The sequence below is a fragment of the Variovorax sp. V213 genome, from assembly GCF_041154455.1.
Classification (GTDB): domain Bacteria; phylum Pseudomonadota; class Gammaproteobacteria; order Burkholderiales; family Burkholderiaceae_C; genus Variovorax.
Genome location: NZ_AP028664.1, coordinates 1,890,392 through 1,906,052, shown reverse-complemented (window position 1 = coordinate 1,906,052; position 15,661 = coordinate 1,890,392). Strand labels below are relative to the sequence as shown.

15 protein-coding genes are annotated in these 15,661 nt (G+C 67.0%); 14 read left to right on the top strand and 1 reads right to left on the bottom strand.

Translation table 11 applies throughout. The annotated features are described in order from the left end of the window. Positions 1 to 61: 61 nt before the first annotated feature. The 14 genes from ACAM55_RS09125 (at position 62) to ACAM55_RS09060 (ending at position 14,633) form a co-directional block, all read left to right on the top strand. A complete protein-coding gene (locus ACAM55_RS09125) occupies positions 62 to 2,350 on the top strand; it encodes a polysaccharide biosynthesis tyrosine autokinase (protein ID WP_369655710.1) in 2,289 nt (762 codons plus the stop codon). After that, complete coding sequence (locus ACAM55_RS09120) at positions 2,347 to 3,009, top strand: sugar transferase (protein ID WP_369655709.1); 663 nt, start codon at positions 2,347 to 2,349, stop codon at positions 3,007 to 3,009. The genes ACAM55_RS09125 and ACAM55_RS09120 overlap by 4 nt, the downstream gene beginning before the upstream one ends. Before the next feature lie 68 nt (positions 3,010 to 3,077). Beyond that, entirely contained in the window at positions 3,078 to 4,055 is a 978-nt protein-coding gene (locus ACAM55_RS09115; protein WP_369655708.1) for a GDP-L-fucose synthase family protein, read from the top strand. 45 nt (positions 4,056 to 4,100) lie between these two features. Continuing rightward, positions 4,101 to 5,429 carry a hypothetical protein gene (locus ACAM55_RS09110; protein ID WP_369655707.1) on the top strand — a complete coding sequence of 443 codons (1,329 nt, stop codon included), beginning with the start codon at positions 4,101 to 4,103 and terminating at the stop codon, positions 5,427 to 5,429. A gap of 8 nt (positions 5,430 to 5,437) precedes the next feature. Continuing rightward, positions 5,438 to 6,517 carry a glycosyltransferase gene (locus tag ACAM55_RS09105; protein WP_369655706.1) on the top strand — a complete coding sequence of 360 codons (1,080 nt, stop codon included), beginning with the start codon at positions 5,438 to 5,440 and terminating at the stop codon, positions 6,515 to 6,517. Next, positions 6,514 to 7,485, top strand: coding sequence for a hypothetical protein (locus tag ACAM55_RS09100; protein ID WP_369655705.1), 972 nt, complete (start codon positions 6,514 to 6,516; stop codon positions 7,483 to 7,485). Before ACAM55_RS09105 ends, ACAM55_RS09100 begins: the two co-directional genes overlap by 4 nt. A 2-nt stretch (positions 7,486 to 7,487) precedes the next feature. Next, positions 7,488 to 8,420: a hypothetical protein gene (locus tag ACAM55_RS09095; RefSeq protein ID WP_369655704.1), complete on the top strand. Its 933-nt coding sequence runs from the start codon at positions 7,488 to 7,490 to the stop codon at positions 8,418 to 8,420. 33 nt (positions 8,421 to 8,453) lie between these two features. Further along, positions 8,454 to 9,719, top strand: coding sequence for a lipopolysaccharide biosynthesis protein (locus tag ACAM55_RS09090; protein ID WP_369655703.1), 1,266 nt, complete (start codon positions 8,454 to 8,456; stop codon positions 9,717 to 9,719). Beyond that, complete coding sequence (locus tag ACAM55_RS09085) at positions 9,716 to 10,963, top strand: glycosyltransferase WbuB (protein WP_369655702.1); 1,248 nt, start codon at positions 9,716 to 9,718, stop codon at positions 10,961 to 10,963. The genes ACAM55_RS09090 and ACAM55_RS09085 overlap by 4 nt, the downstream gene beginning before the upstream one ends. An 80-nt stretch (positions 10,964 to 11,043) precedes the next feature. Further along, positions 11,044 to 11,835 carry a LuxR C-terminal-related transcriptional regulator gene (locus tag ACAM55_RS09080; RefSeq protein ID WP_369655701.1) on the top strand — a complete coding sequence of 264 codons (792 nt, stop codon included), beginning with the start codon at positions 11,044 to 11,046 and terminating at the stop codon, positions 11,833 to 11,835. Between the two features lie 51 nt (positions 11,836 to 11,886). Next, entirely contained in the window at positions 11,887 to 13,413 is a 1,527-nt protein-coding gene (locus tag ACAM55_RS09075; RefSeq protein ID WP_369655700.1) for a mannose-1-phosphate guanylyltransferase/mannose-6-phosphate isomerase, read from the top strand. Positions 13,414 to 13,424: 11 nt separating this feature from the next. Beyond that, the gene (locus ACAM55_RS09070) at positions 13,425 to 13,709 is read left to right on the top strand and encodes a hypothetical protein (protein ID WP_369655699.1); all 285 of its coding nucleotides are present in this window, start codon (positions 13,425 to 13,427) and stop codon (positions 13,707 to 13,709) included. 32 nt (positions 13,710 to 13,741) lie between these two features. Then, complete coding sequence (locus ACAM55_RS09065) at positions 13,742 to 14,341, top strand: hypothetical protein (RefSeq protein ID WP_369655698.1); 600 nt, start codon at positions 13,742 to 13,744, stop codon at positions 14,339 to 14,341. A gap of 82 nt (positions 14,342 to 14,423) precedes the next feature. Beyond that, complete coding sequence (locus tag ACAM55_RS09060) at positions 14,424 to 14,633, top strand: hypothetical protein (RefSeq protein ID WP_369655697.1); 210 nt, start codon at positions 14,424 to 14,426, stop codon at positions 14,631 to 14,633. 25 nt (positions 14,634 to 14,658) lie between these two features. Here the strand turns inward: ACAM55_RS09060 and ACAM55_RS09055 are convergent, their stop codons facing one another. Then, positions 14,659 to 15,603 (bottom strand): hypothetical protein, encoded by a 945-nt coding sequence (locus tag ACAM55_RS09055; RefSeq protein WP_369655696.1) that lies wholly within the window; start codon positions 15,601 to 15,603, stop codon positions 14,659 to 14,661. Positions 15,604 to 15,661: the final 58 nt, after the last annotated feature.

Below are 15,661 nucleotides of genomic sequence, written 5' to 3'. Positions count from 1 at the left end.
GCGAGCCCCCCGTCATCCCACTTCGCCCCATCCGTCCAGGCAACCCACAAAAGGTGATCCTATGAATGCGCACTGGCAACCCCTGATTCCCGCTCCTTCCGAACCGGCGGCCGCGGACCGTCCCCCGTCCAGGCTCCGGGAACATATCGACCTGCTGCTCGACAACCGATGGAGCATCGCAAAGATCACCGCGGTCGCGTTGCTGATCGGTGCGGCCTACACGATGTTCGGCCCGCGCGTGTATGAATCCAACGTGCTGATCCAGGTCGAGGATCCCGAACGTTCGGGTGGCACGCTGGTCGGCGACTCCGCCAGCAGCGCCCTGAACGCCAAGACGCCGACCGCCGGCGAGGCCGAGATCCTGAAATCGCGCCTGGTGCTCGAACAGGCGATCGAGGACACCAAGCTGTACATCGAGGCGCAGCCGCACTACATCCCGGTCGTGGGCGCCTGGCTGGCGCGTCATTCGAAGACGCTCTCCCAGCCCGGCTTCGTGGGCATGTCGGGCTACGTGAGCGGCACCGAACAGATCGTGGTGGCGCAAATGGACGTGCCGGCCGAGCTGGAGGGCACGCGCTTCCTGCTGACCGCGAAGGCGGACGGTGCCTACACCCTCACCCATTCCAAGCTGGACGCCGCCATCGAGGGCAAGGTCGGCACGCCGCTCGACGTGCAGACCCCGCGCGGGCCGATCCACCTCCTGGTGGGTTCCATCACGGGCCTGCCGGGCGCGGCCTTCGAACTGGTTCGCCAATCGAAGCAGCTCACACTGCTCGAACTGCAGAAGGACCTTCGCGTCATCGAGAAAGGCAAGCAGTCCTCGATCATGGACGTGAGCTGGCGCGACGGCAACCGGCTGCAGCTGGCGAACCTGCTCAACGAAGTGGCGCGGCTCTACGTGCGCACGAACATCGACCAGAAGACGGAGCAGGCGCAGCGCGCGCTCAACTTCCTGGGCTCCGAGCTGCCAAAGCTCAAGCAGCAGCTGGAGCAGTCCGAGGAAACCTACAACCAGTACCGCAACCAGAACGGGACGATCAGCCTCGACGACGAGGCGCGCTACGCGCTGTCGCAGAACGTCGAGCTGCAGACGAAGCTCTTCGACGCGACCCAGAAGCGGCTCGAACTCACCGAGCGCTTCACGGCCCGGGACCCGAGCGTGCAGACGATCGATGCACAGATCGCCGCGCTCAAGAAGGGGCTGGGCGTCGTGGAGCAGCGCATCCGCCGCATGCCGCTCTTGCAGCAGAACGCGCTGCGCATGCAGCGCGACATCAAGGTGAATACCGACCTGTATGTGTCGCTGCTGAACAGCTCGCTGCAGATGCGGCTCGCGAAGGAAGGAAAAATCGGCAACGTCCGCGTGCTGGACCAGGCCGTGGTGCCCGAAAAGCCGATACGCCCCAAGGCCGTGATCGCGATGGGGCTGGCACTGCTCGCGGGCCTGTTCGCCGGGGCGGCGTCGGCCTTCCTGCGCAGGTCGTGGCGCAACACCATTGCCAGCCCGGCCGAGATCGAGGCCTACACCGGGCTCGCCGTCTACAGCACGGTTCCGCTGAGCACGCAGCAGCGCCAGCTCGACCGCGACGTGCACAGCGGCAAGCCCGGCGTGCACCTGCTGGCGGCGCTCCACCCGAACGACCCCGCGCTGGAAGGACTGCGGCGGCTGCGCACCGCGCTGAAGTTCGCGACCCCGGGCGCACCGAACAACCGGATCATGATCTCGAGCGCCACGCCCGGTGCGGGCAAGACCTTCGTGTCGGCGAACCTCGCGGCCGTGCTCGCCTCCAGCGGCCGGCGCGTGCTGCTCATCGATGCCGACTTGCGACGCAGCAGCCTGGCACCCCACTTCGGCCTCAAGCGCCGGGGCGGACTGTCAGAGCTGATCCAGGGCTCGATCGAACTCGACACCGCCATCCATCGCAGCGTCCTGCCGAATCTGGACGTGATCACGACGGGCTCGCTGCCCCCGGACCCGACGGGCCTGCTCACGAGCGAGGCCTTCGCGCAATTGCTCGAGAGGATCTCGGCGCGCTACGACACGGTGATCGTCGACACGCCGCCCACGCTGCTCGCGTCCGAAACCGCAGAAATGGCGACCTTGATGGGCACGCTGCTGATGGTGGCCCGCGCCGACGACAACGAGCTGGGCGACCTTTCGGAAAGCGCGAAGCTGCTGCGGCATGCCGGCGCGCATTTCCAGGGCGTGGTGCTGAATGCGCTGGACACCCGTCGGCGCTACTACGGCAGCCTGGCCTACCGGTTCGGCGGCTATCGGCTGAGGATGCATGACTACCCGGGCGCGCCAGCCGAGCTTCCCGCGCCTGCACGTGCGGGAGCGCCATCATGACCACGATCCGAACGAACGCCCACGTGCAGCCGCGCGGCAACTCGCCGCTGCTGATGGGCATCAAGCGATTCGCGGACATCGTGATGGCGAGCGCGTTCTTCCTGTTCTTCGGCTGGGCCTATGCGCTGATCTGGTTTGGCGTGCTGCTGACTTCCGGCAGCCCCGCCATCTACAAGCAGCCGCGCTATGGACGGGGCGGACATGTCTTCAGCTTCTACAAGTTCCGCTCGATGGTGCCGGATGCCGACATGGTCCTGGAGCGCTACCTGCGCGAGAACGAAGCGGCCCGGCGGCAATGGGAGATGTACCAGAAGCTCGACCACGATCCACGCATCACGCCCTTCGGCGCGTTCCTGCGCAAGTACAGCCTGGACGAGCTGCCGCAGTTCTGGAACGTGCTCAAGGGCGACATGAGCATGGTCGGCCCGCGCCCCTGCATGTTCGCGCAGAAGGAGCTGTACGGCATCTACTGGGAGCACTACTGCTCCGTTCGGCCCGGCATCACCGGCCTGTGGCAGATCAGCGGCCGCAACGAGGTCAGCTACCGGCGCCGGGTGGCCATGGACGTGGACTACGTCACCACGCTTTCCATCCACCGGGACATCGTGATCCTGCTGAAGACCTTTCGCGTGGTGGCCGGCGGGCACGGCTCCAGCTAGGCGCCGCGCCGCGCCGCGCACTGCATTTCTCTTTTTTCGACATCTCAACCTTCAACCGAAAGAACAGTATGCGTATCTACGTAGCAGGTCATCGCGGCATGGTGGGCCAGTCGTTGATGAAGCGTTTGCGGGGCCTCGGGCACGAGGTCGTCACGCGCAGCCACGAGGAACTCGATCTGCTGGACCAGGAGGCGGTCCGCCGGTTCTTCGCCACCGAGCAGATAGATCAGGTCTACCTGGCCGCGGCCAAGGTCGGCGGCATCCACGCCAACATGACCTATCCCGCGGAGTTCATCTACCAGAACCTCCTGATCGCTGCCAACGTCACGCACCAGGCGTTCCTCGCGAACGTCAGGCGTCTCCTGTTCCTCGGCTCGAGCTGCATCTACCCGCGGCTTACCGAGCAGCCCATCCACGAACATGCCCTGCTAGGTGGCAAGCTCGAGCCGACGAACGAACCTTATGCGATCGCCAAGATCGCTGGCATCAAGCTGTGCGAAAGCTACAACCGGCAGTACGGCGCCTCCCACGGCATCGACTACCGCAGCGTGATGCCGTGCAACCTGTACGGCCCCGGCGACAACTACCACCTTGAGAACAGCCACGTCGTTCCGGCGCTGATCCGGCGCTTTCATGCCGCCAAGATGGAAGACGCGCCCGAAGTGCTCATATGGGGCACCGGCCGGGCCAGGCGCGAGTTCCTCTATGTCGACGACATGGCCGACGGCTGTCTCATGGTGATGGGTCTGACGAAGGCGGAGTACGAGCAGCACACCACGCCGATGTGCGCACACATCAACCTGGGCATGGGCGAAGACCAGTCGATCGCCGAGCTGGCGGAACTGGTCCGCGAGGTGGTCGGCTACCGCGGCCGGATCCGGTTCGACACCTCGCAGCCGGACGGCGCGCCGAGAAAGCTGCTCGACGTGTCGTGCGCCGCCAGCATCGGATGGCACGCCACGGTGCCGCTGGCCGAAGGCCTTCGGCGCACCTATGCCGACTACCAGGAGGCGCTGCGGCCCGTCCAGGAGATCGCGCACGCCTGAGCCGCGCGCGCTCCCCTTCCACACAACCGACTTGCAAGGCACGCCATGAGAACACTCTGCTTCTGGTTCGGCATTGCGGCTGCGTTCCTGTGCGGCTGGGCCGACCCGGCCTGGGGCTACGCCGTCTTGTGCGTGCTGTCGGTCGCCCAGCTGGCGATGCTCCGCGCGCCGGGCGCCAGCGTGTTCCTGCTGCTGCACTACGCCACCGTGCTCACGTACTTCTCGCTGGCGCCGGCGATGCAGATCGCCGACGATGTCTTCTTCTGGGACGCGGGCGTGGTCAGCCCGGCGGCGCACACGCAGGCGCTGGCGCTCCTGCTGCTGTACATGGCGGGCGTGGAACTCGCCCGGCTCGGCATGCCCGAGCCGCGGGTGCAGTCCTTTCCTGCGCACACACCCGTACCCGAGTCGCAGGTGGCCGGCGTGGCGCACCCGGTCCTGCTGCTGGTGAGTGGCATCCTCGCGGCATTCGCATCGCTGTTCATCCGCCCCGAACTGAACTTCATCGCGCGCGGCGTGGTGGGGGACGAAAACAGCGTTCCGGTCGACTACATCGTCTACTCGACACTGCCCAAGCTCATCGTGCTGATGTGCTTCGTGGCGCTGGCAATCCATGCCTGGCGCCGCCGCACGATCTGGTCGTGGGGCGCCGCGGGCCTGGCGCTGGTGCTGTCCGGGATCGCAGCGAACCCCGTCAACACACCGCGGCAGATTCTGCTGATCGGTCTGCTGCCGCTTCTGATCCATCTCTTCGGCCGGGGGCGGCGCTGGACGCTGGCACTGCTGCTCTTCGGCGCGATCGCGGGCGTGGGCCCGGTGCTGAACCTGGTGTCGCGCGGGAGCTTGTGGGGCGAATCGCTCGTCACCTTTCCCTACAGCCAGGACTTCGACGCGATGTTCATCGTCGCTGGCATCCTGGAGCGGGCGCCCGAACCCGAGCTCGGCTTCGGACGCTACCTGCTGTCGGCCTTTTCCTTCTTCCTGCCGCGCGACCTGAAGCTGTATCCGGATTTCGATCCCCTCGGATGGCCGTCCATCCTGGGCAACTTCTCGCAGGCCAACCTTTCGCTGCCGCCGTTCACCACCGCGTTCTTCGACTTCGGCCTGGTGGGTCCGGTGCTGCTCGGCCTTCTGGTTTCGGCCTGCGCCCGCTATCTGGACAAGCTCGTCGACCCGCGCGGCATGGTGTCCGGCAGCTATCTCTGCGCACTGGTTCTGCTGGCCGCCTATGTGCCCTTCATGCGCGGCCCGATCCTGGGTTGGGGACCTTTTGCGGCGTCGGGGCTCATCGCGGCCGCGTTCGCCGGAATACTGAGTTCGCGCTTCCGCAGGCCGCGCACCACGGCGGCGCCGTACGTCCCCGGCACGACGTGAGGTTCGCCATGTACAAATATCTGTTCTACGACACGATCCGGCTCAACAGCGGCGCAGGCGGAGTGCTGAACGTGTCCGACCTCCTGCTGCGCAGGATGCGCCTGTGCAAGGGCGATCGGATCCAGCCGGTCAGCGAGCTGCATCCGCGCATCTTCGCCGCGGCGCGGCGCCTGAGGATCAGCCGGTTCCTCGTCGAGATACTGCTCTACAACTATCACCGCCTGCGGGCGCTGGTTGCCGGGGAGCAGGTGTTCTCGCTGTTCCCGAACTACTTCCTGCCGCTCACGCTGTTCGGACGCCACCGCGACTCGATCGTGATCGTCCACGATCTGCAGTACAAGGTCTACCCGGAGTATTTCAGCCGCACGAAGCGCCTGTGGCTCGACTGGTGCCTCTGGCGCGCCGCGCACAGCCAGGCCGACGTGGTCTTCATCAGCCGCAGCAGCCAGCATGACTTCGAACGGCATTTCAAGCGCTGCGAACACGCGACCGTGATCTTCAATCCTGTGGACGCCACGCGCGCACCCGCGCCGGCCGCTGCGGAAAACACCGGCGAGCGCTACCTGATCGCCTCCTACCACTACTACCCGCACAAGAACTTCATCGGCACGCTCAAGCTCTTCGAGCGCATGAAGCGCGAGGGGCTCGTCGACTGGCTGGACATCACGGGCAACGGCGCGGCCGAAGTGAAAAGAATGACCGCGACCATGGCGCCCGAGATCAGCAGCTGCGTCCGGCACCGGGGGCTGGTCTCGCGCAAGGAACTGACCCGGCTCTACTGCGGCGCGGCGGCCTTCATTTCGCTGTCCGCGTTCGAGGGTTTCAATCTCTCGGCCGCCGAGGCCGCCACGCTCGGCGTACCGCTCTTGCTCTCCGACATTCCGGTGCACAGGGAGCTGTTCGGCGGCTACGGTTTCTTCGTCGGCAGCGAGAACTGCGATCTCGGCGAGTTGTCCGAGTACCTCGCCCATCATCGCGAGACGCACCCCACATGGCTGCATGCCGAAACCTGCGCGCCGGGCATCGTGGCCAGGCGCTATCTCACGCTGAAGCGGGAAGCCGTCTCGCTCGCCGGGGCCGTGCAATGACGAGTCGCGCGCACGCTCTTGCCCGGCTGTTCGCGGCATGGTTGCTGCCATGTTCGTTCCTGGCGGCCCCCGCGGCATCGGCCACCACGGCCGGCTTCGGCGTGATGGTGCACTACCTGCCCGACAAGCATTCGATTGCCGATGTCGCCCGCTTCGACGTCGACGCCTTTGCGGAATCGCTCGGCCAGATGCGGGTGTCCCATCTCATCCTGACACTCGGGCAGAACAACGGCCAGTACATCGCTCCCAATGCCGCGCTGGAGAAGCTGTGCCCGCAAAGCGCCACGAACCGGCCGCCGCGCGACCTGCCGCTGGAGATCGGCCGCGCGCTGCGCGCCCGCGGTATTGCGCTGGTGCTGTACCTGCCGTTCCGCGCCCCGCAGTCCGACCCGTACCTGATGGAGTGCCTGGGCGACATTTCGGAGCAGCTGCCGCCGCCGGCACCCTTCATCGGCCGATGGGCGGCGGTCATCCGCGAGTGGTCGGAGCGCTACGGAACGCTGGCCAGCGGCTGGTGGTTCGACGGTGTCTACAACACCGCGGGCATGTCGGCGGAAGGCTGGAACGCGCTGTGCGGCGCCGCGCGCAGCGGCGGCGTGAAGCGGTGGCTGGCCTTCAATGCCGGCGAAGGCCCGGAGCGATTCAGTGTCAAGGCGGCGCCATGCCAGAACCTCATGGCCGGCGAGTTCATGCAGCCTCCGGCGCACCCCGCCGGAACAGAGGCCGGGTTGACCTTCCATGTGCTGACGCCGCTCGGTGCCTCGTGGGGCCGGCCGACGCCGCCGCGCTTCACGGCCGACCAGGTGCGCGGCTGGATTGCCGTCGCCAATGCGCGCGGCGGGCTGTTCACGCTCGACCTGCCGCTGGACGCCGATTTTCGCTTTCTTCCCTCGCACGTGGCGCTGATCCGCAACGCCACCGCGCCTCGCTCGCGGACGCTGGCATCCATCGCCCATCACCGGCCATGACCATGAACAGCGCCCTCGCCTTCATCGTGGTGGAAGACCGCCAGAACAAGACGCTGTTGCTGTGCCGCGAGTCCGCGGCGCAGGCAGAGGAATCACTCGTCGTACTCTCCGGCACCGACGGTGGCCCCGGCTACGAGCGCCTGTGCAGCACCTATGTGCACCTGTCGAGCAATACGCCGGAGTTCGAGAAGGTCTGCTTCCGACGCTACTTCCTCCTGGCCGAATACCTCAAGGCCCATCCCGACTGCCAGGAGTTCGTGCTGATCGACAGCGACGTGCTGCTGTTCCGCGGCATCGGCGCGCACATCCGGCGCGTGGCCGGCAAGGCAGATTTCTGCGGTTCGCTCATGCAACCCGCCGACGGCTGGGATCCGTGTCAAATATCGCCTCACGTCAGCTACTGGACCGCGGCGGGCCTGGAGCGCTTCATCGCCTTCGTGCTCAACACCTATGCAACGCCCACCGGCCGCAGGAAGCTGCGCGCCATCGCCGCGCGGTTTGCCAGCCGTGGCGTGCGCGGCGGCGTGTCGGACATGACCCTGCTCCATCTCTGGGCCCAGGCGAGCGGCAATGCGGCGCCCATCAACCGGGTGTTCGGCGGGCGCGTGATCGACCACAACATCAACGGTGGGCGCAACCTGCTGGGCAACGAGTTCCAAGTCCGCGGGGGCGCCAAGCGTCTCGAGTTCGTCGACGGACAGCCCTGCCTCGTCACGCGCGGGGGCGAGATGGTGACCGCGATGGCACTGCACTTCCAGGGCAGCGCAAAGATGGCGATGCCGCACGCGCTGCACGGCCGCGTGCGAATGGTCGCGCTGCTCACCTATGCGCTGCGGGTGGCGCGCCGCATCAAGAACTGGGCCTTCGGGCGCGGCTTGATCGCGCAGCGCACGCCGGACGGCGGCCGCCTCGCGGACGCCTCGGCGCCCGAATGACATCCGGCTGAACGCAACAACCGACGCACAGCCATGAACCCGCTCCTCCGCACCTTCAGCCTCGCCGGAATGCGCACGGTGCAGCTTCGCGGCCTGGGCGCGCTGGCTTCGCGGCTCTATGTCTACCTGTCGGGCTTCCTGGCGGTCTTTCTGATGGCCGCGTATGTCTCGCCCGCGGACTTCGGCCAATACTCGATCTACCAGTCGGTGCTGGAGGTGGCGCTGGTGGTGGGAACGCTGGGCAGCGCGCTGCTGTTCTCGCGCAATGCAGCCACCGTGCCGCCGGGCGTGCGCCGCGGCGACGTGGTCCGCACGCTGGCCATCGGCCTTCCGCTGGCCGTGCTGCTGATTGCCGCCATCCTGACGCTCCAGCGCGCGGACGTGGGCGACGTGCCGCTCCTGCTGATCGTGGCGACGCTCGCGGTCTTCGCATTCATCAGCCTGCGCCTTTCGTACAGCCGCGGCCTTGGCTATGCGGGCCTGCTCAACCTGGAGGCGGGCATCCGTTCGACCATCCTGGTGCTGGGCGTCGCCGCCCTCGCCACGCTGGGCTTCGAGCTGCGCGTCACGCACCTGCTGCTCATCAACCTGCTGGCCTTCCTGGTGGTGGGCGCGGCCTGCATGCATGCCGGCTGGGCCGCGGGGCCGCCGCGCGGAAGCGCCGCGCTCAGCCTGTCGTCGCAGGGCAGCGCCACCGTCTATTCGCTCTTGATGTTCCTGCTTCGCAAGTCGGACCTGCTGGTGGTGGCCTTCTTCATGCCGCTCGGATACGTGGGCGCATTCAAGATCGCCTTCCTGCTGGCGGAGGCGCCATCGCAGTTCGTGCAGGCTTTTCTCTACACGAAGACGCGCGCCATGCTGGGCTGCGATGCCAGCGAACTCGATGGCTCGCAGCTGCAGCTGGCGAAGCACTCGTTCCTGCTGGGCTGCGCTCTCTTTGCGGCGCTCGCGGTGCTGATCACGGTCGCCGCGCCGCTGCTGAAGGTCGGCCCGGAGGCGCTCGAGATCTTCCTGTGCATTGCGCCCTACTTCCTGCTGCGCACCTACACGGTTCACCACGAGATGCTGCTTGCGCTCAAGACGCCGGTGAGCACGCTCGGGTACTGGGCGCTGGCCGAGGTGGCGCTGCGGCTGCTGTCGTACAGCGTCGTCGTCGCGATCTTTCCGGGCAAGCCGCACTACGTGTTCTTCATTGCCACGGTCTGCGACCTCGTCCTCTACGAGGTGCGGATGCGTGCGTTGCTCGGCTTCTTTCCGCTCGTGCGGCTGATTCGCGGTTCTTCCACAAAGCAGTCATGAAAATTCTTCTCTATTCCATGAACTTCACGCCCGAGCTGGTCGGCATCGGAAAGTATTCGGGCGAGATGGCGCAGTGGCTGCACGCCAAAGGGCACGACGTCCGCGTGATCGCGTCGCCGCCCTTCTTTCCGCACTGGGCACCGTTCGAAGGACATTCGGCCTGGGCCTACCGCAAGACGGTCTGCGACGGCATCACGGTCTGGCGCGCCCCCACCTGGGTGCCGGCACGGCCGCGTGCGCTGGCGCGCATGGCCCATCTCTTCTCGTTCATGCTGTCCAGCATGCCGCTGCTCTTTGCGCAGATCCGCTGGAGGCCGGACCTGGTCTTCGTGGTCGAGCCGCCGCTGTTCTGCGCGCCGACCGTGCTCTTCTTCTCGCGCATGCTCGGCATCAAGTCGTGGCTGCACATCCAGGACTACGAAGTGGATGCCGCCTTTGGCCTGGGCCTGGTGCGCGGCGCGCGGGTGCGGCGTTTCGCGCTCTCGGTGGAGCGCTGGTTGCTGAGCCGTTTCAACCGGGTCTCGACCATCTCCGCCGCCATGCTCGACCGGGCCAAGGACAAGGGCATCGACGAGACCCGGCTGGTGCTGCTTCCCAACTGGGTGGACGTGCGCGCGATCTACCCGCACCCGGCGGGCGCCTCGCAGAACGGCGAGCCGGTGAACGGCTACCGCACCATGCTCGGCATTCCGGCCGACGCGGTGGTGGTGCTCTATGCGGGCAGCCTGGGCAACAAGCAGGGCATCGAGCTGCTGGCCGATGCGGCACGGCAGCTGTCCACGGCCGGGCACATCCACTTCGTTCTCTGCGGCAACGGGCCGAGCCGCGAGGCACTGAAGACCGCCTGCGCGAACCTGGACCGCGTCCATTTTCTCGATCTTCAGCCGGCCGAGCGGCTCAACGAATTGCTCGGCATGGCCGACATCCACGTGCTGCCCCAGCGCGCCGACGCGGCCGACCTGGTGATGCCGTCGAAGCTGGGCGGCATGCTTGCGAGCGGCAAGGCGGTGATCGTCACGGCGCACGAGGGCACCGAACTGAGCAACGTGGTGGCCGGCCGCGGACTGGTGGTGGCACCCGGCGATCCGGACGCGCTTTCCGATGCCATTGCCCGGCTCGCCGCGTCGCGCCCGCAACGCGAAGCCATGGGCGCGGCCGGCCGCTCTTTCGCCGAAACCGAGCTGGATCGAAACGCCATCCTGCTGCGACTGGAGAAGGAGCTGCTGCGCTGCCTCGCGGACTGAGAGCGCAACTTCTCCACACCACACTCAATCGTCACGTCGCGACGCATACGCCCCCCACAACTACTACCTGGGTACTCCACATGTCCGACACCACCTCGAATCCTTCCGGCGTTTCGGATTTCGGCCGTGCGCCCGAGCGCCGCGCGACCTATTCATCGGGCGTCTGCCCGCCGGCCGAGCCGCTGTGGCCGCACTTTCTGACCGGGCAGGAAGACGCGCCGGTGCGCGTGCTGCTCGTGGACGACGACGAGTTCATGCGACGCGTGATCGCGCAGGAACTGTTGTCCGACCTGCGCATCCAGCTCGAGGGGCAAGCCGGCAGCGTCCGCGACGGCCGCCGCCTCTTGGCGACCCACGAATTCGATGTGCTGATGGTCGACCTGCGGCTGGGCGACGGGTCGGGTTTCGACCTGATCCGGGAGGCCCGAAAACTGCAGCGCCACTGCGAAATCATCGTGATCTCGGCACTGGAGGACGATGCCCACGTGATTCATGCGCTGGAGCTCGGCGCCACCGGCTACCTGCTCAAGCATGCCTGGCTCCAGAGCTTCGCCCAGGCCGTGCTGCAAGTGGTCAACGGCGGCGCAGCCATCACGCCCAAGCTGGCGCGCCGGCTGCTGACGCGAATGAACCTGCAAAGCGGCGGCGAACCGCCGGCCATGGAGGCGCCAGTGCGGGAGGCGACGCTGACGGCGCGGGAGCGCGAGGTGCTACGCTGCGTGGCGCGCGGCTACGTGTCCAAGGAGATCAGCTTGAGACTAGGCATCTCGGGGCAGACGGTCAATGCCCACATCAAGAACATCTACAAGAAGCTGCACGTGCATTCGCGCGCCCAGGCGGTGAGCCTGGCCACCCACACCGGCCAGCTCTGACCAGAAACGCATCGCTTGCAAACAAGCAACGAAGAAGGAAGGACGGACACCGTGAACACCCCCACCATCCATCCCGTAGTGCTCTGCGGCGGCAGCGGCACGCGCCTGTGGCCGCTCTCGCGCAAGACGCTGCCCAAGCAGTTTGCGCCGCTCATCGGAGACAAGAGCCTGCTGCAGCTGACGCTGGAGCGCCTGGGCAGCCTGAACAGGAACATCACCTGCATCGCATCGGAAGACCATCGCTTCCTGGTGCGCGAGGCGGTGGACAAGGCCGGTGCCACAGGCCGGCAGATTCTCGAGCCGGTGGCGCGCAACACGGCCGCCGCCATGGCCGCGGCCGCACTGCTCGCCGGCAACGAAGACCTGCTGCTGTTCGCACCGGCCGACCACCACATTCCCGATACGGATCTTTTCGCACAGACCATCCGCAGCGGCGTCGAGGCCGCGCTGGCCGGGCAGATCGTCACCTTCGGCGTGGCGCCCACGTTCGCCAGCACGGCCTACGGCTACATCGAGGTGGGCGCGGTGTCGGCCGACGGCCACAGCCGGGCCGTGGTGCGCTTCGTCGAGAAGCCGACGGCGGCCGTGGCCGAATCGCTCATCCTGCACGGCGGCTACTGCTGGAACGCCGGCATCTTCCTGGCCAAGGCCAGCGTGTTCATTGCCGCGCTGCGCACGCACGCACCCGACATCCTGCAGGCCTGCGAAGGCGCCACCGCCGCTCTTTCGAGCGACGGAAGCTTCGACCGCCTCGACCGCGAGGCCTTCGAGGCCTGCCGCAGCGACAGCATCGACTATGCGGTGCTCGAAAAGCACCAGGGTATCTCGGTCGTGAGGTTCAACGGCAACTGGAGCGACGTCGGCAGCTGGAACGCGGTGGCCGCGCTGCATCCGGCGGACGAAACGGGCAACCGGCTCAGCGGCAGGGCCAGCACCCTGCGATCGAAAAATACCTTCATCCATGCGCCGTATCGGCCGGTGGTGGCGCTGGGCACCGACAACCTGATCATCGTGGACACGCCCGATGCCGTGCTTGTGGCCAGCGCCGACTGCGCCCAGCAGGTCGGCGACGTGGTGCGCATGCTCACGCTGGGGGGCCAGGTCGAAGCGACGGAACACAGGCGCGTGGTCAGGCCCTGGGGGGCCTACGACAGGCTCGACTTCGGCGAGCGCTTCCAGGTGAAGCGACTCACCGTCAATCCAGGCGGCAAGCTGTCGCTGCAGATGCACCACCACCGCGCCGAACACTGGATCGTGGTGAAGGGCACGGCCAAGGCGACCCGCGACGGACAGGTCACCCTGGTGCGGGAGAACGAATCCATCTACCTGCCCCTGGGCGCCATCCACCGGCTTGAAAATCCCGGCAAGACGATGCTGGAGGTGATCGAGGTGCAGACCGGCGGCTACCTTGGCGAAGACGACATCGTGCGCTTCGACGACACCTACGACCGCTGCCCCGGAATCAAGACGCGCGGCGATGCGGAGCCGGTGCCGCTGCCTTCCATCGCCGACGCAGGTGCTGCCGGGGTCGAAGCCAAGCAGCCTGCGATGACGGCACGCCCCGTCGCCATCACGTAGCATCCAGCGCCATGAGCTACACCGTGAACCTGATCGACTTTCCCGATGCACCGGCCGAAGTCATTTCCGCCGCCGAATCGCGCTTCCGGCGCGAACTCGACAAATTGCTGGGCGATGGCGTGAGGCCGGCATTGAAGGCCTTCGAAAACGCCAGCGAGTCGAGCGCGAACGAACTCACCAAAGACGAGATCGCCCTGGCGGCAAGTTGGGCCAAGGCCTACGAAGCTGCCAAGACGGCCGGCTTTCGCGCCTTGGGTGAAGCCGACGAAGCGTATTTCGAAGTCCGGCTCGACTGACGGCCGAGCGCCCCGTCCCGAGGCAGCCCTCCATGACGAAGCTCTGGCCTGCCTTGTTGATTGCCGCCCTCCTGTGGGGCTGCGCCGCACCGCCCTCCACGACCACCGTGCCATCGGCTGAGGCGGCGCCTCGCACGGGCACGGTGTACTGGCAGTACACGCGCTCGACCTCGTACGAGGCGCGGCAACCGGGACTGGGCATCAGCCATCGCTACGAAAGCCGGGTGGGCTGGGTCGACGTGTATGTGTACGACCTGAAGCAAAGCAACTGGATGCCGGGCGTGGACGACCCGCGCTTCAATGAGCATTTCAAGGCCACCGTCAACGAGGTCCGGCTCGCCGGCGCGAGCGGCGTCTATGCCAAGGTGGAAGTCGGCCCCGTGAACGATGTGAGGATCGAGGAACAGACCCTTCGCCGCGTGAGCTTTCGCGTGCTGCACGCCGCCACAGGCAAGAGCTACGAGTCGTTCACGTATCTCACGGCGCGCAACGGCCGGCTGCTGAAGTACCGCATGTCCTTTGCCACGCCGGCACCCGCCGACATCGACGCCATTGCGCGCGAGTTCATCGCCCAAAACCTGCGCAGCGGCCCCGACATGCCGAGGGCGTCTCCACCCTTTCTCAACATCTGACCGAGGCGCAAATAGACTGTACGTTCATACAGTGCTTCCTCTAGAATGACTCGTCTCCAAGAGCAACATTCGAGGCGACACCATGACCACCGCCAGCCCGCCCGCGCCCTCCGCGCGCATCCTGTTTTTTTCGCCGTTGCGGCGTCCGCAGCCGCGCCAGCATGCGGGCCGCATTTCGACCTGGCCCTTTCGCGTGGCTTCCGACAAGGACCGCGACGGCAGCGACATCCGCCTTCAGGCGGCACGCATCATCCGAACGACGGCCGGGCAATGGTGGCCGCCGGCCGATTGAGCAGAGAGAAGACCCGGCCTTCGGGCTACCGCGGACTCTTCGCCCCCAGCTCGCCGAGCATGTCCTGCGCATCGTCGTCGAAGCCCGCAATGGGCTGGGCCTTGGCAAGCGTCAGCCACACCCCGAACGGAATGCGCTCGAAGGCGCGGTGCACGGCGGCGCGCGCCACCACCAGCCGTTCGCCTTCGAGCACCAGTACGCCGCATTCCGGCGGAATTTCGTCGGGCGACGCGATCGAGCGGCCGCGCGCGTCGTTGCCCAGCACGTACCAGCACTCGCCGCCCAGGTCGAGATAGGCCGCGCGCTTGTCGGGCTTGCGCAGGTCGCCCAGCAGGTCGGCGCGGCTCACCTTCACCTCGTGCACGATCGGGTGCGCATAGGCTTCGACGCTGGTATTGCGTATCGAGAACACGTCGGGCCTGGCAATGCACCAGCGCGCCTTGCCGCCTTCTTCGAGCGGCGGCAGGCGCGCCCGCAAACCAAGGCCGCGCCAGGCGATGCGGCCACCGCGCGTCATCTCGCGCGCCACGCGTTCGACCAGCGCTTCATGCGGCGAGAGCGCCGCGCGGTTGATGGTGAGCGTGGTGGCGATGCGTGCAATGCCGGCATCGGTCACGCGCAGGGTTTCGTGGCCATGCGAAGTGCGCACGCGTTCGAGGAACCCGCCCGCCAGCAGCTCGATTTCGATGGCGTCGCAGCAGGGCCAGCCCGCCGAGCGGTAGATTTCGCGCAGCCGCCGCGCATGCAGCTTTCCGAACGGCACCGCGCCGGCCGCCCGCTGCATGGGGGGCTCCACCACGGGCGGCGGAAATCCCGGGTCGGTGAACGGCGGCTCGACGGGCGGCGGATCGCCTTCGGGCGGAGGCCCAGGCAGCGGTGGCGGCGGCATCGGGATCGGCACGTCGGGCGCAGGCGGCGGCGGACCGATCGGCCCGGCGGCGACGTGATCAACAAGGGCGAGTGCGGACATGGGAGAAACAGGTTAGCGAAAAGTCGTGGTGCGTGCGAGACATGGAACGATCGGTTGC